The organism is Rahnella woolbedingensis (assembly GCF_003602095.1).
Classification (GTDB): Bacteria; Pseudomonadota; Gammaproteobacteria; order Enterobacterales; family Enterobacteriaceae; genus Rahnella; species Rahnella woolbedingensis.
The window spans coordinates 1-17,939 of record NZ_RAHH01000018.1; the positions used below are offsets into that span (position 1 = coordinate 1).

16 protein-coding genes and 1 tRNA gene are annotated in these 17,939 nt (G+C 56.3%); 14 read left to right on the forward strand and 3 right to left on the reverse strand.

Annotated features, from left to right (window positions below):
* Positions 1-16 precede the first annotated feature (16 nt).
* A tRNA-Lys gene (locus D6C13_RS15510) sits at positions 17-92 on the reverse strand.
* 367 nt (positions 93-459) lie between these two features.
* Between D6C13_RS15510 and cycA the strand changes: the two genes are divergently transcribed.
* A complete protein-coding gene (gene cycA, locus D6C13_RS15515; protein ID WP_120133618.1) occupies positions 460-1,860 on the forward strand; it encodes a D-serine/D-alanine/glycine transporter in 1,401 nt (466 codons plus the stop codon).
* 84 nt (positions 1,861-1,944) lie between these two features.
* On the opposite strand, the gene D6C13_RS15520 is transcribed toward cycA, so the two are convergent.
* Together D6C13_RS15520 and rutR are read right to left on the reverse strand one after the other, a co-directional pair.
* Positions 1,945-2,934, reverse strand: coding sequence for a metal-dependent hydrolase (locus D6C13_RS15520; RefSeq protein WP_120133619.1), 990 nt, complete (start codon positions 2,932-2,934; stop codon positions 1,945-1,947).
* Positions 2,935-2,944: 10 nt separating this feature from the next.
* Positions 2,945-3,634: an HTH-type transcriptional regulator RutR gene (gene rutR / locus D6C13_RS15525; protein ID WP_120133620.1), complete on the reverse strand. Its 690-nt coding sequence runs from the start codon at positions 3,632-3,634 to the stop codon at positions 2,945-2,947.
* Between the two features lie 335 nt (positions 3,635-3,969).
* On the opposite strand from rutR, the gene rutA reads away from it, so the two are divergent.
* The 13 genes from rutA (at position 3,970) to D6C13_RS15590 (ending at position 17,450) form a co-directional block, all read left to right on the forward strand.
* Positions 3,970-5,061 carry a pyrimidine utilization protein A gene (rutA, locus tag D6C13_RS15530; protein WP_120133621.1) on the forward strand — a complete coding sequence of 364 codons (1,092 nt, stop codon included), beginning with the start codon at positions 3,970-3,972 and terminating at the stop codon, positions 5,059-5,061.
* Positions 5,058-5,810 carry a pyrimidine utilization protein B gene (rutB, locus tag D6C13_RS15535; RefSeq protein ID WP_208642905.1) on the forward strand — a complete coding sequence of 251 codons (753 nt, stop codon included), beginning with the start codon at positions 5,058-5,060 and terminating at the stop codon, positions 5,808-5,810. The genes rutA and rutB overlap by 4 nt, the downstream gene beginning before the upstream one ends.
* 26 nt (positions 5,811-5,836) lie before the next feature.
* Positions 5,837-6,223 (forward strand): pyrimidine utilization protein C, encoded by a 387-nt coding sequence (gene rutC / locus D6C13_RS15540; RefSeq protein WP_113878315.1) that lies wholly within the window; start codon positions 5,837-5,839, stop codon positions 6,221-6,223.
* A gap of 39 nt (positions 6,224-6,262) precedes the next feature.
* Positions 6,263-7,063 carry a pyrimidine utilization protein D gene (gene rutD, locus D6C13_RS15545; protein WP_120133622.1) on the forward strand — a complete coding sequence of 267 codons (801 nt, stop codon included), beginning with the start codon at positions 6,263-6,265 and terminating at the stop codon, positions 7,061-7,063.
* 32 nt (positions 7,064-7,095) lie between these two features.
* Positions 7,096-7,674: an NADH-dependent FMN reductase RutF gene (gene rutF, locus D6C13_RS15550; RefSeq protein WP_244212705.1), complete on the forward strand. Its 579-nt coding sequence runs from the start codon at positions 7,096-7,098 to the stop codon at positions 7,672-7,674.
* A gap of 25 nt (positions 7,675-7,699) precedes the next feature.
* Positions 7,700-9,049, forward strand: coding sequence for a pyrimidine utilization transport protein G (gene rutG, locus D6C13_RS15555; RefSeq protein ID WP_120133623.1), 1,350 nt, complete (start codon positions 7,700-7,702; stop codon positions 9,047-9,049).
* A gap of 255 nt (positions 9,050-9,304) precedes the next feature.
* A complete protein-coding gene (locus tag D6C13_RS15560; protein WP_120133624.1) occupies positions 9,305-10,945 on the forward strand; it encodes a TIGR04028 family ABC transporter substrate-binding protein in 1,641 nt (546 codons plus the stop codon).
* Positions 10,946-10,962: 17 nt separating this feature from the next.
* Positions 10,963-11,922: an ABC transporter permease gene (locus D6C13_RS15565; RefSeq protein WP_120133625.1), complete on the forward strand. Its 960-nt coding sequence runs from the start codon at positions 10,963-10,965 to the stop codon at positions 11,920-11,922.
* The gene (locus D6C13_RS15570; protein ID WP_120133626.1) at positions 11,919-12,782 is read left to right on the forward strand and encodes an ABC transporter permease; all 864 of its coding nucleotides are present in this window, start codon (positions 11,919-11,921) and stop codon (positions 12,780-12,782) included. Before D6C13_RS15565 ends, D6C13_RS15570 begins: the two co-directional genes overlap by 4 nt.
* Positions 12,779-14,398 (forward strand): dipeptide ABC transporter ATP-binding protein, encoded by a 1,620-nt coding sequence (locus tag D6C13_RS15575; RefSeq protein ID WP_120133627.1) that lies wholly within the window; start codon positions 12,779-12,781, stop codon positions 14,396-14,398. The genes D6C13_RS15570 and D6C13_RS15575 overlap by 4 nt, the downstream gene beginning before the upstream one ends.
* A 31-nt stretch (positions 14,399-14,429) precedes the next feature.
* Positions 14,430-15,491, forward strand: a complete 1,062-nt coding sequence (locus tag D6C13_RS15580; protein ID WP_120133628.1) for a putative FMN-dependent luciferase-like monooxygenase — start codon at positions 14,430-14,432, stop codon at positions 15,489-15,491.
* Complete coding sequence (locus D6C13_RS15585; RefSeq protein ID WP_120133629.1) at positions 15,488-16,597, forward strand: alkylhydroperoxidase domain protein; 1,110 nt, start codon at positions 15,488-15,490, stop codon at positions 16,595-16,597. The genes D6C13_RS15580 and D6C13_RS15585 overlap by 4 nt, the downstream gene beginning before the upstream one ends.
* Positions 16,590-17,450: a VOC family protein gene (locus tag D6C13_RS15590; protein ID WP_120133630.1), complete on the forward strand. Its 861-nt coding sequence runs from the start codon at positions 16,590-16,592 to the stop codon at positions 17,448-17,450. The genes D6C13_RS15585 and D6C13_RS15590 overlap by 8 nt, the downstream gene beginning before the upstream one ends.
* Positions 17,451-17,939: the final 489 nt, after the last annotated feature.

A 17,939-nucleotide genomic window follows, 5' to 3' on the forward strand; every position in this document is an offset into this window, starting at 1 on the left:
AACTTATTGTTTTCGTTGGTGGGTCGTGGCGGGTTCGAACCGCCGACCAATTGATTAAGAGTCAACTGCTCTACCGACTGAGCTAACGACCCAACGGGACGAATTATTCTCCTCTACCCCGATGATGTCAAACGCTTAACCCTACTTTTTTACTGCCTTTACGCTGAATATTTGTGAAGCCCATCACAGTGAAAAAAGGTATATTCTCAACTTTATGCCATGCCTGATTAATTAACACTCAATTATCCACTATGTAAAAAATACGATACATTTTTCACCACTGGCATTTTGTATGTCGGTTATAACATCTCTGAAATTAACATTAGTATTACATTCACTCACTCCCGCTGTCGTTCCAGCGGAGATGATAAAAGAGCCTCAGAGCTCAAATATTGACGTAAATGAATGCGATATGGCGGAGTTCATACGCAGAAAGCAAAAAACAGGAATCTATACAACATGCAAGAAGAGTCAAAAATCCTCGCCCGGCCGGAGGAAGAGAGCGCGGAAGGTCTGCGGCGCAATCTCTCCAACCGCCATATCCAGCTTATTGCCATCGGTGGCGCTATCGGTACCGGCCTGTTTATGGGTTCGGGCAAAACTATCAGCCTCGCCGGTCCTTCCATCATTTTCGTCTACATGATCATCGGCTTTATGCTGTTTTTCGTCATGCGTGCAATGGGCGAACTGTTATTATCCAACCTCGAATACAAATCTTTCAGCGACTTTGCCGCCGATCTGCTGGGCCCCTGGGCAGGATATTTCACCGGCTGGACCTACTGGTTTTGCTGGGTGGTCACGGGTATCGCAGATGTCGTAGCGATTACCGCCTACGGCCAGTTCTGGTTCCCCGGCCTGTCGCAATGGGTCGCCTCCCTGCTCTGCGTTCTGGTGTTGCTCAGCCTGAATCTCGCCACTGTGAAAATGTTTGGTGAGATGGAATTCTGGTTTGCGATGATTAAAATCGTTGCCATCGTCGGGCTGATTATCGCCGGACTGGTGATGGTACTGACGCACTTCCAGACGCCAACCGGCACCGTCGCTTCCTTCAGCAATCTGTGGAATGACGGCGGATTCTTCCCGAAAGGCGTCAGCGGGTTCTTTGCCGGTTTCCAGATAGCCGTGTTCGCGTTTGTCGGTATAGAACTGGTCGGCACTACTGCGGCTGAAACCAAAGATCCGCAAAAATCTCTGCCGCGCGCCATCAACGCCATCCCGCTGCGCATAATCATGTTCTACGTTTTCTCGCTGATCATGATTATGTCGGTGACGCCGTGGAGCCACGTGGTGGCGGATAAAAGCCCGTTCGTTGAGCTGTTCGTGCTGGCCGGTCTTCCGGCGGCGGCGAGCATTATCAATTTTGTGGTGCTGACCTCTGCGGCCTCTTCCGCCAACAGCGGCGTGTTCTCTACCAGCCGCATGTTGTTCGGTCTGGCACAGGAAGGCAACGCGCCGAAAGCGTTCGGCAAACTCTCTTCCCGTGCGGTGCCGTCAAACGGCCTGACCTTCTCCTGCATCTGCCTGCTTGGCGGTGTGGTGCTGATTTACCTGATCCCGAACGTGGTCACGGTCTTCACGCTGGTCACCACCGTCTCTGCGATCTTATTTATGTTCGTCTGGACCATCATTCTCTGCTCATATCTGGTCTACCGTCGCAAACGCCCGCAACTGCACGAAGCATCTATCTACAAAATGCCGCTCGGCAAACTGATGTGCTGGGTGTGTATGGCGTTCTTCGCCTTCGTGCTGGTGCTGCTGACCTTACAGGATGACACCCGTCAGGCGCTGCTCGTCACGCCACTGTGGTTTGTGGTACTGGGGATAGGTTACTGGTTGCGGACGAGAAGTCGTAAAGCCTGAACAGGCCATTGATATTAAAGCCATTGATACTTAAGTCGTTGATACTAAAAAGGAGCCATCTGGCTCCTTTTGCTTTATTACGGATTACTCCACTTCCAGCGCCTGCCAGAACTGATCCAGCATTTTTCTGGCCGACGGACGGGCGGATGCCACTTTCACCGGCAATTCAGGTGGCGCGCCGGCTTTCATCTCGCCGAGGTCAAACACAAAGGTGTAATCCGGTTCCTGTCCCATGCGTAAATCGCTGACCAGAATGTGGCCGCCCTGCTCTTTAACGCTGAAGAAACCGTGACTGAACCAGGCGACGCGCGCCAGAAACGCATTATCTTTGTGCGCTTCATAGAGTGCTTCACCACGCGGATAAAAGCGGAAGCGGATTGGCGAATCAGGATGCAGCAGCGAGGTAAATCCTTCGCCATAACTGTCTTTATTCATCACCACCACCCGCCATACCAGCGTATTGAACGGAGTGGGTGTCACCAGAATCTGCGTGCTTTCAATGTTCTGCCGTTGCAGTTCCTCGTCCACGTGCTGAGTCACCTGATGTTGCTCGAAGGCAGTACAGGCCAGATACAGACAACTCACGCCCAGCAGCACGTTATTCCACATGATCCCGCGCTGTTGCTCACGGTACAGCGCCAGCCCGACGCCGATAATCAGCGGCAAGGTATAGAGCGGATCAACGATGAAAACACTGCCGACCGCAAAAGGATAGTTTGTAAACGGCAGACCGAGCTGCGTGCCGTAAACGGTCATCAGATCCAGTAACGGATGGGTAATCAGTGCCAGCCAGACCGCGCCCCACCAGTGTTTGAAATGCTGCCCGCCGCTGAGCAATTTTGCCATCAGCCACGCCAGCAGCGGCGAAATCAGCGTCAGATAAAACAGCGCATGGCTTTCAGTGCGGTGCATCGTCATATTGCTGATGGCATCACCGTGATCGTAAAACACATCCAGATCGGGCAACGTGCCGCAAATCGCACCCGCCAGCGCGGATTTCCACACCGGTGCACGTTTGCCCATCACCGCGATACCGACCGCCGCGCCCAATACGAACTGAGAAACCGAATCCATCCTGACCTCTTTAAACCCGAAGCTGAATGCCTTCGGTGATAATGTGCTGCACGTTTTTCACCGTCTGTTCAAAAAACTCAGGATCACTGAGCGTTTTGCCGGTGATGGCTTCGACCTGCACGCCAAAATCTGCATAATGCTGGGTGGTGGCCCACAGCATGAAAATCAGCTGCATCGGATCCACCGGGGCTATCAGCCCATCTTTAATCCAGCCGCGAATGACATCTGATTTGTCTTCTACCAGCGTTTTCAAACTGCCGCCCAGTTCCTGTTTCAGCAGCGGCGCCCCCTGCACCATTTCCAAACAAAACAGCCGTGACGCCTGCGGATTATCGCGTGAGACACAAAGTTTCAGGCGGATATATTCCCGGATGGCTTCCAGCGGATGCTGATCCGACTGCAACGCTTTCAGCGGCGCCAGCCAGATATCCAGCAGCCCTTTCAGCACCGCGATATACAAATCTTCTTTCGAGGGGAAGTAATACAGCAGATTGGTTTTCGACACATCGGCACGCTCGGCCACCTGATCCAGGCTGGTGCCATGAATACCGTACAGCGAAAAAAATTCCAGCGCCGCCGCCATGATATTGCCGCGTTTAGCCGCGACGGCCCGCGAGCGTCGCGTCGGGGCTTTCGCCAACGCCTGGCGGGATTTTCTCTCTCCGGCGTCGGGCTGCGGAGGTTCGACCAATGGCTTCACAACGTTTCCCTGAGACAAACAGCAAGGCGGAAATCATAACAAATGGCGCTACAGGCGACTATCGCTATGCATATGGATGATGAAAGTAACACCCAAGACAACACCACATAACCAGAAAGGGTTATTAATTTAACAAATTTGCACCATTTCCGTTCAATCCTGCCTGATAAATGTGCAGTTATTTTTGACCAGATGGTCTGAAACAGACCGTTTGCTCCATCAGTAATCCGACGTTATTTTTAACAGACTGATAATCATAGTGATTTAAAAACTGGCATCCGCCTTGCAATACCGAATCTGAATTCCTTCATTCGTGTTGCATCATGAGGTGAGCTATGAAAATCGGTGTCTTTATTCCTATAGGCAACAACGGCTGGTTAATTTCAGAAACTGCGCCACAGTACAAACCGACCTTCGAACTGAACAAAACTATTGTGCAGAAAGCGGAGCATTACCATTTCGATTTCGCACTTTCGATGATCAAACTGCGCGGCTTCGGTGGCAAAACCGAATTCTGGGAACACAATATGGAGTCGTTCACGCTGATGGCCGGTCTTGCCGCCGTGACCTCGCGCATCCAGCTTTATGCCACCGCCGCCACGCTGGTGATGCCTCCGGCAATCGTTGCGCGCATGGCCGCCACTATCGACTCCATTTCCAATGGCCGTTTCGGCGTCAACGTTGTCACCGGCTGGCAGAAACCGGAATACGAGCAAATGGGTATGTGGCCGGGCGATGACTATTTCACCCGCCGCTACGATTACCTGACGGAATACGTCAGCGTGCTGCGCGATCTGTGGGGCACCGGTCACTGCACGCTCGACGGCGAATTCTTCAAAATGGATGACTGCCGCGTCAGTCCGCGTCCGCAAAGCGAAATGAAAGTGATCTGCGCCGGACAAAGCGATGCCGGTATGGCCTTCTCGGCGAAACACGCCGACTTCAACTTCTGTTTCGGTAAAGGTGTCAATACGCCAACCGCCTTTGCGCCGACCGCAGCCCGCATGAAAACGGCGGCAGAAGCGGAAAACCGCGACGTCTCCTCTTACGTGCTGTTCATGGTGATTGCCGACGAAACCGACGCCGCCGCCCGCGCCAAATGGGATTTGTATAAATCCGGTGCCGACGCCGATGCGCTGGCCTGGCTCACTGACCAGAGCAGCAAAGACACCAAATCCGGCAGCGATACCAATGTCCGCCAGATGGCCGACCCGACGTCAGCCGTCAATATCAACATGGGCACCCTGGTCGGTTCTTATGCCAGCGTCGCCAGAATGCTCGATGAAATCGACACCGTTCCCGGCGCAGGCGGCGTACTGCTGACCTTCGACGATTTTGTGCAGGGCATCGAAAACTTTGGCCGTTATATCCAGCCACTAATGAAAACCCGCCAGCATATCGGCACTGAGCAGAAAGAGGTCGCATGATGAACGTTGTTGAGAATCAAACTGTGGTCCGCCGCGAACCCAAAAATACCGGAGAGGAAACGATCCTCACAGCACGTCCGGAAGCCATTGCTTTCACGCCACAGCAAACGGCGCTGATTGTGGTGGATATGCAAAACGCCTATGCCTCACAGGGCGGTTATCTGGATCTGGCCGGTTTTGACGTTTCGGCCACCGCGCCGGTGATTGCCAATATCAAAGTGGCGATTGCCGCCGCCCGCGCCGCAGGCATCAAAGTGATTTTCTTCCAGAATGGCTGGGACAATCAGTACGTCGAAGCCGGTGGTGCCGGTTCGCCTAACTTCCATAAATCCAACGCACTGAAAACCATGCGCAAACGCCCGGAACTGATGGGCAAACTGCTGGCGAAAGGTGACTGGGATTATGACCTGGTAGATGAACTTCAGCCGCAGCCGGGCGACATCGTATTGCCGAAACCACGCTACAGCGGATTCTTTAATACCCAGCTCGACAGCCTGCTGCGCAGCTACGGCATTCATCATCTGGTGTTCACCGGTATCGCCACTAACGTGTGCGTCGAATCCACGCTGCGCGACGGTTTCTTCCTGGAATATTTCGGCGTGGTGCTGGAAGACGCTACCCATCAGGCCGGGCCGGAATTCGCGCAGAAAGCCGCGATTTATAACATCGAAACCTTCTTTGGCTGGGTCTCCAGCGTGCGTAATTTCTGTGACGCTGTGGGTTATAAAACTGAGCAAAACGCCGCGTAACGGCTTTCTGAAAAGGGAAATGAACTATGCCTAAAAGTGCCATTATTCCGGCTGGCAGCGGCGTTCCGCTGGCACCTTTTGTTCCGGGTACTCTCGCCGATGGCGTGGTGTACGTTTCCGGTACCCTGCCTTTTGATAAAGACAATAACGTGGTGCATGTCGGCGATGCCGCCGCGCAAACCCGTCATGTCCTGGAGATAATCAAAAGCGTTATCGAAACCGCGGGCGGCACGATGGATGACGTCACCATGAACTCGATTTTCATCACCGACTGGGCGAACTACGGCGCAGTGAATCAGGTTTACGCCGAATACTTTCCGGGCGAAAAACCGGCGAGGTTCTGCATTCAGTGCGGTCTGGTAAAACCGGATGCGCTGATCGAGATCGCCTCCATTGCCCATATCGGCAAGTAAGTCCTTTTATATCCTGTCTGAACGCCCTGAGGAAACAGCATGTATTACAAGATATCCGGTAAGAAAAATGCTGATGCAGAAACCGTCGTGCTCTCATCCGGGCTCGGGGGTTCCGGCGGCTTCTGGCAGCCGCAACTGGCGATGCTCGCAGAACATTTTCGCGTAGTCGTTTACGACCAGCACGGCACCGGCGACAGTCAGGGTACGGTGCCTGCCGGTTACCGGATGGAAGATATGGCCGATGAACTGGCGGGCATGCTTAACGAGCTGGATATCAGCCGCTGTCATCTGGTGGGTCACGCGCTCGGCGGCATTATCGGCCTGCATCTGGCGCTGCGTTATCCGGCGTTGTTGCAAAGTCTGGTGGTGATTAACGGCTGGACAAAGCTCGACAGCCAGACGCGACGCTGCTTTGAAGTACGGCAAAATCTGCTGCTCAACAGCGGCGTCGATGCCTACGTGCAGGCGCAGCCATTGTTTCTGTATCCGGCTGACTGGCTTTGCGAAAACGACGCCTTATTGCAGGAAGAGCGCCAGCATCAGGTGGCGCATTTTCAGGGAATGGAAAACCTGTTGCACCGCTTGCAGGCACTGATGGATTCAGACCTGACCGGCAGCCTCGGGCAGGTCATTGAGCCGACGCTGGCATTCAGCTGTAAAGATGATTTGCTGGTGCCGTGGATGCAATCTGCCATTCTCGCCACCCGTCTGCCAAACGGCGAACACATACAAATGCTGTACGGCGGTCATGCGATGAGCGTGACCGACCCTGAAACCTTTAACCCGATTTTACTGGACTGGCTACTGCGGCATTCATCGCAAGCTTCTGCCACGTTGTAATCAGTACGGACCAAGCCCCTGAGGACCAGACCATGCAATCAACCCTGAACGCCACATTGCCCGCCACCGTCGAAAAACACGCTGCCGTTGAGAAGCAGGCTGCCGTTGAAAAGCAGGCCATCGTTGAAAAACAAGAGTACCGCGATGCGATGGCACGCCTCGGTTCCGCCGTCAACATCATCACCACCGATGGCCCCGGCGGCCGCGCAGGTTTCACTGCCTCGGCGGTATGCAGCGTCACCGATACCCCGCCGACGCTGCTGGTGTGCCTGAACCGCTCGGCGTCGGTGCATGCGGCCTTTACGCACAATCAGGTGCTGTGCGTGAACACGCTGGCCGATTGTCATGAGTCACTGTCCAATTTATTCGGCGGAAAAACGCCGATGAAGCAACGCTTTGAAGCCGCTGAATGGGCACGCCTCGCTACCGGCTCGCCGATCCTCACCGATGCGCTGGTGTCGTTTGACTGCAAAGTCACGCAGATCACCAGCGTCGGCACCCACGACATTTTGTTTTGTGAAGCCGTCGCGTTACGGCGCAACGACGACAGCCACGGACTGGTGTATTTCGACCGGCGCTATCACCCGCTGATGCGTCAGACAGCCTGTTAACTCAACCTGATTAGGGACTTACAGCATGGCAAATACCTCCTGGTTTCCACAATGGCGTAAAAGAGAAGGCAATCTTGACGGCGCGGTGATCGCGCCGGATGAACGGCTGCCGTTAGGATCGACGGTGATCATGGGGCTGCAACATACGGTGGCAATGTTTGGTGCCACCGTTTTAATGCCATTGCTGATGGGTTTTGACGCCAACATGGCGATCCTGATGTCAGGCATCGGCACCCTTCTGTTCTTCCTGGTGGTCGGCGGACGCGTGCCGAGTTATCTCGGGTCCAGCGCCGCGTTTGTCGGGCTGGTGATCGCGGTCACCGGCTACAGCGGTCACGGGGCGAATCCGAATATCGGGGTGGCGCTGGGCGGGATTATTGCCTGCGGCGTGATTTATACGCTGATCGGTTTTGTGGTGATGGCAGTCGGTACGCGCTGGATTGAACGCCTGATGCCGCCAGTGGTGACCGGTGCAGTGGTGATGGCGATTGGTTTAAACCTCGCGCCGATTGCGATTAACAGCGTGTCGGCGTCTTCATTCGACAGCTGGATGGCGGTGATGACCGTGTTGTGTATCGGCTCAGTGGCGGTATTCACCCGCGGTCTGGTGCAGCGCCTGTTGCTTCTGCTCGGGCTGGTGGCGGCGTATCTGATTTATATGGTCATCACCAACGGCCTCGGGCTGGGTGCGCCGGTGGATTTCTCCGCCGTGGCGCAGGCGCCGTGGTTTGGCGTGCCGACCATTACCACACCGGTATTCAGTTCTCACGCCATGCTGATGATTGCGCCGGTGGCAGTGATCCTGGTGGCGGAAAACCTCGGCCACATTAAAGCGGTGGCAGGGATGACCGGCAAAAACCTCGATCCGTACATGGGCCGGGCATTTGTCGGTGACGGTCTGGCAACCCTGTTGTCAGCTTCTGCGGGCGGTACCGGCGTCACCACGTATGCCGAAAACATCGGCGTGATGGCCGTGACCAAAATCTACTCCACGCTGATTTTTGTCGCTGCGGCAATTGTTGCCATCGTGTTGGGCTTCTCGCCCAAATTTGGTGCACTGATCCACACCATTCCGGGGCCGGTACTCGGCGGCGCGTCGATTGTGGTGTTCGGACTGATTGCCGTGGCGGGTGCCCGCATCTGGGTACAAAATCAGGTGGATCTGGGACTTAACGGAAATTTGATCATGGTGGCGGTCACACTGGTACTGGGCGCAGGCAACTTTACCCTGAGTCTGGGCGGCTTCAGCATGGGCGGTATCGGCACGGCGACCTTTGGCGCGATTTTACTGAATGCGTTTCTGAGCCGCAGCAAACAGGCAAAAACGCAGCCTGAAATAAAAACTGGCACAGAAGCTGCATTAAAAGATCACTGACGACCTCAGTTTCTCCTTAGCTCATCATTTTTGATGATCGCCAGCGGTTATCCGGTCCACCCGTCCGGATTAGCCGCTGGTTTTTTTCTTTCTGTCTCCCACACATTTTCCCTAATGCCGTTTCCAGCTAACGATTGCAAAATTCCTTCGTTCACCTCCCCTTTAAATTGGTTTGTTATGGGTTCAGCACTTTCGTTCTAAGAACGCCAAAGTCATTCACCTGCAACCATGCCAGATAATAAAAAGGGTTTAACGATGAAGAACATTCGCCGGATTAACGCGGTCACCCGCGCACTGGCTTTAGCGGCACTTCTCACCAGCACGTTTTCCGCAATTGCCGCCGACGGCACACCGGTTCAGGGCGGCACCCTGATTTACCTCGAACAGCAGGCGCACACTAATCTCTATCCGCCTGCAGGCGGTTTCTACCCCAACGGCGGCATCCTCAATCAGATCACCGACAAACTGACCTACCAGAACCCGAAGACGCTGGAAGTTGAGCCGTGGATCGCCGAATCCTGGTCGTTCAACGCCGACAAAACCGAATACACCTTTAAGTTGCGCCCTGGCGTGACCTTCTCCGACGGCACACCGCTGGATGCCAACGCGGTGGCCAAAAACTTTGATACCTACGGTCTGGGCAACAAAGAGCATCACCTGCCGGTTTCCGAAGTCATCAATAATTACGACCACAGCGAAGTCATTGATCCGCTGACCGTGAAGTTCTATTTCAAAAAATCCTCACCGGGATTCCTGCAAGGCACGGCCACCATTGGTTCCGGTCTGGTATCGCTGAGCACGCTGGATCGTAATTTCGATGCGCTGGGCGACGCCACACACATCATCGGTTCCGGACCGTTCGTGGTCAGCAAAGAAACGCTCGGTCGTGAAGTCGATCTGACCGCCCGTAAGGATTACAACTGGGGGCCGAAAAACCTCAAACAGCAGGGGCGCGCCAATCTCGACGGCATCAAAGTGATCGTCACCGGCGAAGACAGCGTACGTATCGGCGCGCTGCTGGCGGGTCAGGCAGATTTCATTCGTCAGGTTCAGGCGTATGACGAGAAACAGGCCAAAGACCAGAACTTCCCGATTTATGCCGCGCCGACCAAAGGCGTCAACGACGGCATTTCGTTCCGCCCGGACAACGCGCTGGTGTCAGATTTGAAAGTCCGTCAGGCACTGCTGCACGCCACTAACAGTAAACAGGTGGTGGATACGCTGTTCTCACCTAACTATCCGCAGGCCACGTCGGTTATCGCCAAAACCGCAGCCGGTTATGTTGATCTCAGCCACAAACTGGCTTACGACCCGACGCTTTCCAAAAAACTGCTCGGTGAAGCGGGCTGGAAACCTGGCCCCAACGGCATCCGCCAGAAAGACGGCAAAACGCTGTCTCTGACCCTCTACGAATCGCTGCCACAGCCGCAGAACAAAGAGGTGTTGCAGCTGGTTTCCCAGCAATGGAGCCAGGTGGGCGCGAAGCTGAATATTCTGGCGGGCGACGCGGGCAGCCGCGTGGCGGATAACCTCGACCCTGAGAAAACTCCGGCGAACGTAGTGGAAGTCGGGCGCGCCGATCCGGACGTCATCAAAAGCGCCTTCTACCCGACCAACCGCGATGCGCTGCTGCAAAAAGGCGGCCTGAGCAGCAAGGTGAAAAGTTTCCGCGACGACAAGCTTAACGATTTGCTGACCGCGATTTCTGCCGAAGTGGATCCGAAAAAACGTCTGGCACTGACCGGCGACGTGCAGAATTACCTGCTCGATCAGGCGTATGTCATTCCTATTTTCGAAGAGCCGCAGGTCTTTGCCGGTGCACCGTATTTCAAAGGTGTGAGCTTCGAAGCGGTCGGGCGTCCGAGCTTCTACGGCGCATGGCTGGAAAAGCATTAACTGACAGGGGGTAAATCATGAGCCGATACGTGAGCGGTCGATTCGGACAGGCTTTGCTGGTGCTGTGGGCGGCGTTTACCGTCTCCTTCATCCTGTTGCAGGTGCTGCCCGGCGACGCCATCCTGATTAAATTCCAGAACCCGGACATGGGATTAAGCCCGGCGCAAATCGCCGATATGCGTGCTGCGTACGGTGCGGATGTGCCGGTCTGGCAGCAATATCTGCACACGCTGGGCGATTTCCTGCGCGGAAGTCTGGGCTATTCGATTCAGGCTGGCGTACCGGTGACTGAATTACTCAGCAGCAACTTCCCGCCGACGCTGCGTCTGGCGTTGTTCGGTTTTGCACTGGCCGCCGTGGTGGCCTTTGCGCTGGCATTTCTCTCCAGCCTGCTGCATTTCGGCTGGCTGAAGAACACCTTACAGGCTGTGCCGTCGCTGTTTATTTCCATTCCGACATTCTGGCTGGGCATCGCGCTGATCCAGTTCTTTTCGTTCCATCTGCGCTGGATCCCGGTGATTAATCCGGGTGAATGGGTCGGGCTGATTTTACCGATTATTACGCTGGCGATCCCGATCTCCGCCCCGCTGGCGCAGATCCTTATCCGCAGCATTGATCAGGTGCAAACCCAGCCGTTCGTCGCCGTCGCCCGCGCCAAAGGGGCCAGCCGCAGCGGTGTGTTGTGGCGTCATGTGGCGCGTAACGCCCTGCTTCCGGCGCTGACCATTGCCGGTTTGTTATTCGGCGAACTGATTGCCGGTGCGCTTATCACCGAAACGGTGTTCGGTCTTAATGGCCTCGGACAACTGACTCAGCAGGCGGTCAATAACCAGGATGTCGCGGTGCTTCAGGCGATTGTGGTGATTTCCGCCGCCGCGTTTGTCGCCATCAACTTACTGGTCGATTTACTTTATCCGTTGCTGGATCCGCGCCTTAAAGCATCCGCTTCTAAAAACTCTCGGGGAGCCACCGCATGAGCAGCTTACCGCTGGGCAAAAGCACGCTTTCATTACCGCTCTCCCAGCGCCGCCGCTGGAAACCCGCCCGCCTGCCACCGGGTTTATTCCTCGCGTGGCTGGTGATGGCGACCGTTATTCTGTGGGCGGTTGCCCCCGGTTTATTTACAGATTACAGCGGCACTGAAGGGATTGCCGGTGCGCAGCGTCTCGCCCCGCAGGCCGGACACTGGCTGGGTACGGATCAGCTCGGCCGCGATGTGTACGCCCGCATTGTGTACGGCGCAGCGCATTCCCTTTCCGGCGCACTGGTCGCCGTAGCGCTCGGGCTGGTATTCGGCACTGCGTTAGGTCTGGCGGCCGGTGCCAGCGGCGGTCTGGTGGATGCCATCGTCATGCGCATCAACGACGTATTGCTGTCCATCCCCGGCCTGCTGCTGTCACTGAGCGTGATTATTTTGCTCGGCTTCGGCACGGTTCACGCCGCGATTGCCGTCGGTGTCACCTCCGTCGCCAACTTCGCCCGTCTGGCACGCGCCGAAGTGGTGCTGGTGCGCCACAGCGATTACGTCGAAGCGGCGTACGGCAGCGGCGGTTCCTTCTTCTCCATTTTGTGGCGACACATTTTGCCCAATTCGCTGACGTCAGTGATCGCCTTCTCGGCATTGCAGTTCGGCAGCGCGATTTTGGCGATTTCCACCCTGAGTTTTCTCGGTTACGGCACACCACCGCCGACGCCGGAATGGGGTTTGCTGATTGCCGAAGGCCGTAATTACATCTCGACCGCCTGGTGGCTGACCACCTTCCCCGGCGTGGTCGTGGTTTTAGTGGTGCTTTCCGCCAACCGCATCAGCCAGTCATTACGCAGGAGAACGCGATGAACGCACAGGCCACTTTTACGCATGACGCTCCGCCGGTTCTCGAACTGGAAAACGTGTCGATCGCCTACGACGGCAAACCGGTGGTGCATAACGTATCGTTTTCGATTAACGCCGGTGAAGTGCTGGCGCTGGTCGGCGAATCCGGCTCGGGGAAAACCACCACCGCGCAGGCGATCATCGGTTTACTGGCGGAGAACGGCCATATCGAACAGGGCGAAATTCGCCTCAATGGTACCGACATCAGCCAGTGGTCGCAGCGCCGTCTCGATATTCTGCGCGGCGCGCGCATCAGCCTGATACCGCAGGATCCGACCAGTTCTCTGGATCCGGTCAAAACCATCGGTTCGCAGGTCGCAGAAATTCTGGATATCCACCAGCGTCTGCCACGTGCGCAGCGCGATGCCCGTGTGGTGGAACTGCTGTCGCGCGTCGGACTTTCGCATCCTGAACAGCGGGCGAAACAATATCCGCACGAGCTTTCCGGGGGAATGAAACAGCGCGTATTAATCGCCATTGCCATTGCGCTGCAACCGGCGCTGATCATCGCTGATGAGCCGACCAGTGCGCTGGATGTCACCGTGCAAAAACGCATTCTGGATTTGATCGACGAACTGCGCCGCGAGTCTGGCACCGCTGTTTTACTGGTCACGCATGATCTGGCGATTGCCGCCGAACGCGCCGACCGGTTGCTGGTGTTTCGTCACGGCAAAGTGCAGGAACAGGGCGTAACAGCCGAAGTCCTGAGCGCGCCGAAAAGTGATTACACCCGACAGCTGTTCGCCGATGTCCCTGCCCTTTCCGGCCGCCACCGCGCACAACTTCGCGCGGCACAGGATCCGGTGCTGGTGGTCGAAAACATTACGCATGATTTTACGCTGGGCGGCAAAAATCAGGCCGCGTTCCGCGCGGTCGATAATATCTCTTTCAGCATTCCGCGCGGCACCACCCATTCGCTGGTCGGCGAATCAGGTTCCGGCAAAACCACGCTGGCACGCATTCTGCTCGGTTTTCAGAAACCGGACAGCGGACGCGTGCTGATAGACGGCGAAGACATCACGCGCCTGAAAGGCGAGCCGCTGCGCCAACTGCGCAGGAAAATTCAGCTGGTATATCAGAATCCGTTTGCCTCGCTGGATCCGTCGCAAACGCTGCTCAAAGTGATAGAAGAGCCGCTGCTGAATTTCGAAAAAATCCCCGCTGACGTACGGCGTGAACGGGTGCTGGATATCGCCCGCCGCGTAGCGCTGCCGGAAGAATTACTCAGCCGCAAACCGCGCGAACTTTCCGGCGGCCAGCGCCAGCGGGTGGCAATTGCGCGTGCGCTGATTTTAGAGCCGAAAGTGCTGATCCTTGATGAAGCGACGTCTGCGCTCGATGTCACCGTGCAGGCGCAAATTCTGACGTTGCTTTCGCAGTTACAGGATTCGCTCGGCCTGACTTATTTGTTTATCTCGCATGATCTGGCGACCGTCCGGCAAATCTCGCACAGCGTCTCGGTGTTAAACCGCGGACAGCAGGTAGATTTCGGCAACGTGGAAGATGTTTTCGCTCTGCCTTCCAGCGATTACACCCGTCAGCTTATCGATGCCATTCCCGGCCGTCACCGCGCCGCCTGACTCAGCACATGAAAAAGAAAAGAGGGACATTATGAGCAGTAAACGTCTTGGGTTTTTCACCCGCCTTCTGGACAACACCAGCGCGCAGGAACGTTACCGGCTGGCGACCGAGCAAATTATTCACGCCGAGCAATTAGGTTTTGATTCCGCCTGGGTCGCGCAGCACCACTTTCACGAAGCCGAAGGCGGCCTGCCTGCGCCGCTGGTTTTCCTCGCGCAGGTGGCGGCGCATACCCGCTTTATCCGGCTGGGTACCGGCGTTATCACGCTGCCGATGGAGAATGCGTTGCGCGTCGCCGAAGATACCGCCGTGCTGGATTTACTTTCCGGCGGACGGCTTGAAATCGGCTTAGGTTCAGGCGGTACGCCGACATCGTTCCCGCCGTTCGGGCTGGAAAGTCAGGATCGCGGCAAAGCATTTGGCAACAATCTGCACACCCTGCTCACCGCCTGGCGCGGCGAACCGCTGGCGGGCACCGGCAACCGGTTATATCCGGCGGCACCGCAGCTGGCGAACCGCGTGTGGCAGGCAACTTTCTCGGTAGACGGCGGCGCGCGCGCGGGTAAATCCGGCGACGGGCTGATGCTGTCACGCACCCAGCCACGTCCGTCTGATGCACCAGATTTACGTCTCGATGAACTGCAAAATCCGATTATTGACGCTTATCTGGACGCCCTGCCGCAAGGCGTTGCGCCGCGTATCATGGGGTCACGTACCGCATTCGTGACCGAAAGCGGCGACGAAGCGCGTGAACTGGCGCAAAAAGGTTTACGCCGTCAGGCTGAAAACCACCGTGCCAGCGGGCAGATTGTGAAAGGCGATACGTTGGATGATTACATCCGCGCCTTCGACGTGCATCTCGGTACAGCAGCGCAGGTGACCGCGACCTTGCAGGCCGATACCGCACTCGCCCGCGTCACCGATCTGGCGTTTCAGGTGCATTCCATCGATCCGCCGCATCCGTACATTTTACGTTCCATCGAACTGATTGCCCGTCACGTTGCGCCCGCGCTCGGCTGGGTTCGCCGCACGCCGCAACGCCATGTTTCTTCCTCATCCGCTGATTCCTCATTTTCAAGGGAAGCCCTATGACTACCTATTCGACCGACCTGCTGGAAAAACTGGCTGACATCGCCCCGGATTCCGCACTGAAACAGGCACGCGATACCCGCGACGCCGCGACCCGTCACGCGCAGGGCAGCTACGACGCGCTGTTTACCGAGCAGGATGGCGTGGATTTTTCGCTGGCTGAACGCCTGCGTTTAGCGCAAAACGTTGCGCGCTGGCATGGCGATTCGCAGCTGACCAATCACTATTCCGAACGTTTGCAGGATTTACCGGATATCGACGAAACCGCCCGTCTTGACGCCGCGCTGACGCACGGTGAGCGTCTGAGTTTCAAACCCGCCAGCGCCACGCCTGCGCATTTGCAGGCGCTGAAAAAAGCCGGCTGGTCGGCGGACGCGATTGTCACGCTGTCGCAACTGATCGCCTTCGTCAGCTTCCAGAGCCGTGTGCTGCGCAGTTACCGGCTGATTGGCGGAAAAACGGTGGAGAACGGCAGCAACAAACCGGTCGGTGCCGCTTTCTGGCGCACCGAACCGAACACCCACAGTGGCCGCGATGCGCCGCAGGCGTTCACTCAGGAAGAACTCGGCTGGGAGCCGTGGATCCCGGCGAAAAAACGGGAAGAATTTGATGAAGCGCAGCAGGCGATTCTGGCGAAATTCGGCCATACGGATTCTGATTATTTCCGCCTGTTAGGGCGCAATCTGCCGGTTCTCGAACAGCGCACACTGACCGATAAAGGGATTTTCTACACCTCCGGCGGCTTGCCGCGCAAAGAGCGTGAACTGGCGGCGACTGTTGCCAGCAAAATCAATGGCTGTATTTACTGTGCGTCGGTGCATGCGCGCAAAGCCAGCCAGCTGTCGAAACAAACGGAAGATGTTCAGCGCCTGATCGACACCCCACCGGGCGGCATTCTCAGTAAAGAACAGTCCCCGCGCTGGCAGGCCGAAATTGATTTTGCTGCCGCGCTTTCTGCCACCCCGCCGGTTGCCACCGAGCAGCACATTACATCGCTGCGCGAACAGGGTTTAGACGAGTTGGAGATTGTCGATCTGGCGCAGTCAGCGGCCTTCTTCGCCTGGGCTAACCGCCTGATGTTAACGCTGGGAGAACCGTTTAATGACTGAAGTACAGAGCTCGCAAAAACTTATCCCGCAGCTTGATCATGTGGTGATTAACGTCGCCGAACAACTGAATCAGGCCGGGCAACAATTTCGCCGTCTGGGGTTTCATCTCACGCCGCGCGGCCATCATTCGCTGGGGTCCAGCAATCATCTGGCGATTTTTGGTGAAAATTATCTGGAACTGCTCGGCTATGAACCGGGCAACGCTCATACCCGTAAAGACCTCTGGCAGGCGCCGCTCGGCCTGAGCGGTCTGGTATGGAAAACGCAGAATTCGTCGGCGGTTTACGAGCATCTGCAACAACAAAACATTGCGGGTTCCGCACCGGCAGAATTTTTCCGTCCGGTAGAACTGAACGACGGCACATCGCCGAATGCCCGTTTTCGTACCGTACCGCTGGCCGCCAGCCGCGTGCCGAATGGCCGCAGTTTCTTCTGTCACCACCTGACGCCGGAACTGGTGTGGCGCAATGAATGGCAGCGCCACCCGAACGGCGTCGCCGACATCACCGGCTTTGTGATTTCAGCCGTTAATCCGCAGGACGCCGCTCAGGTGTATGGCGAATTATTCGGAGCCAGCGCATTAGCTATACAACCTCAGGAAGTGACATTGCGCGCAGGCCGCGCCACAGTGCGGTTCGTGACGCCTGAGCAGGCAACAGCAGAATTCGGCACTGTGCCTGAAGGCGAAAACGGCAGCGCCCGCATGATCGGACTGGAATTTGCCACCCGGTCGCTGGAAGCAGTGCGTAATAGCTTGCGGGTGGGGGAAATTACATTCAGGGATGACGTTGATCTCGTGTCTGTCCGGGCAGCGGACGGGCTAGGGGTCGCGCTAAAATTCAGCGAGGAATAAGGTCAAGGTCGTGGGCGTCGGCCCATACCGACAACACCTTGGGCTCGCCGCCCAAACTGGCCCAGAGGACGCGTAAGCGCGCGCCCTCTGGACTCCCGCGCTTTTTTACTGCGCGCTCCGCTCGCTGGCTATGTTTCAGGTATCGCAGCGACAGGCTGGAAATCTTGCCGCTGTGCGGTTCCTTCTCTCGGTCTTCGAGCCATAGGTCTCGAAGCCGCTCCGTTCAGCAAGATTTCTGAATCGCCCGCACGATCTTAAATTCAACATCAAACTGATGTTTATCTTTTAGAAAAGTGGATTGGCGTGCTCAAAAATGGCACCGAATGAACGGTTCGAGACCTATGGCTCGACACCTGAAATTCGGGAATCGCGCAGCGATGACATTTTGCGCCACGCACGATTGCGTCAGAACATGTCCGTCATACCCGCGATAGCGCGCAGTGAAAAAAGCGCGGAGTCCAGAGGCCCGCGCGTTACCGGGTCTCTGGT

Coding starts and splice junctions, on each gene's coding strand:
- cycA (WP_120133618.1), top strand. CDS start 460: ATGCAAGAAGAGTCAAAAATCCTCGCCCGGCCGGAGGAAGAGAGCGCG.
- D6C13_RS15520 (WP_120133619.1), bottom strand. CDS start 2,934: ATGGATTCGGTTTCTCAGTTCGTATTGGGCGCGGCGGTCGGTATCGCG.
- rutA (WP_120133621.1), top strand. CDS start 3,970: ATGAAAATCGGTGTCTTTATTCCTATAGGCAACAACGGCTGGTTAATT.
- rutB (WP_208642905.1), top strand. CDS start 5,058: ATGATGAACGTTGTTGAGAATCAAACTGTGGTCCGCCGCGAACCCAAA.
- rutC (WP_113878315.1), top strand. CDS start 5,837: ATGCCTAAAAGTGCCATTATTCCGGCTGGCAGCGGCGTTCCGCTGGCA.
- rutD (WP_120133622.1), top strand. CDS start 6,263: ATGTATTACAAGATATCCGGTAAGAAAAATGCTGATGCAGAAACCGTC.
- rutF (WP_244212705.1), top strand. CDS start 7,096: ATGCAATCAACCCTGAACGCCACATTGCCCGCCACCGTCGAAAAACAC.
- rutG (WP_120133623.1), top strand. CDS start 7,700: ATGGCAAATACCTCCTGGTTTCCACAATGGCGTAAAAGAGAAGGCAAT.
- D6C13_RS15560 (WP_120133624.1), top strand. CDS start 9,305: ATGAAGAACATTCGCCGGATTAACGCGGTCACCCGCGCACTGGCTTTA.
- D6C13_RS15565 (WP_120133625.1), top strand. CDS start 10,963: ATGAGCCGATACGTGAGCGGTCGATTCGGACAGGCTTTGCTGGTGCTG.
- D6C13_RS15570 (WP_120133626.1), top strand. CDS start 11,919: ATGAGCAGCTTACCGCTGGGCAAAAGCACGCTTTCATTACCGCTCTCC.
- D6C13_RS15575 (WP_120133627.1), top strand. CDS start 12,779: ATGAACGCACAGGCCACTTTTACGCATGACGCTCCGCCGGTTCTCGAA.
- D6C13_RS15580 (WP_120133628.1), top strand. CDS start 14,430: ATGAGCAGTAAACGTCTTGGGTTTTTCACCCGCCTTCTGGACAACACC.
- D6C13_RS15585 (WP_120133629.1), top strand. CDS start 15,488: ATGACTACCTATTCGACCGACCTGCTGGAAAAACTGGCTGACATCGCC.
- D6C13_RS15590 (WP_120133630.1), top strand. CDS start 16,590: ATGACTGAAGTACAGAGCTCGCAAAAACTTATCCCGCAGCTTGATCAT.